The sequence below is a fragment of the Vibrio sp. OPT46 genome (genome assembly GCF_015163535.1).
GTDB lineage: Bacteria > Pseudomonadota > Gammaproteobacteria > Enterobacterales > Vibrionaceae > Vibrio > Vibrio alginolyticus.
Genome location: NZ_JADDYG010000695.1, coordinates 1 through 370, shown reverse-complemented (window position 1 = coordinate 370; position 370 = coordinate 1). Strand labels below are relative to the sequence as shown.

Genomic DNA, 370 nt, shown 5'->3' with positions numbered 1-370 from the left:
CCATGCTTGTAAAAAAACAGTGGAAAACCCAGTAAAATAAAAACTAAGAAAGCTGGGCGTTTACCTTTTGTAAATGCAAATAGATCTTTACTACCACATTTAGGGCAAACGTCTTTTTCTTCATCAACGTCAACTTCATTTCCCAATGATTCTGAGAAATCGCTACTAAGTATTTGTTTCGCATCTTCTGCATCACTTTCGTCCACCATCAGACGGACGCCGCCAATTGCATTTGAATAAAGCCACTGAGTATTTACCGTGTGCTCGTCAGCGATGTAACTTTCTATTCCGACACTATCTAGGCTTGCTCTCGCAATATGAGCTTCATGAGGAAAAGAAAACCTTGCTACTACAATCACATATTACTCCT

At 39.5% G+C, this 370-nt stretch carries 1 protein-coding gene; it reads right to left on the bottom strand.

The genetic code is table 11. The annotated features are described in order from the left end of the window. The coding region (locus tag IQR33_RS25350; protein ID WP_193844167.1) for a DUF2007 domain-containing protein at nucleotides 1-359 on the bottom strand (359 nt) is incomplete at its 3' end. Nucleotides 360-370: the final 11 nt, after the last annotated feature.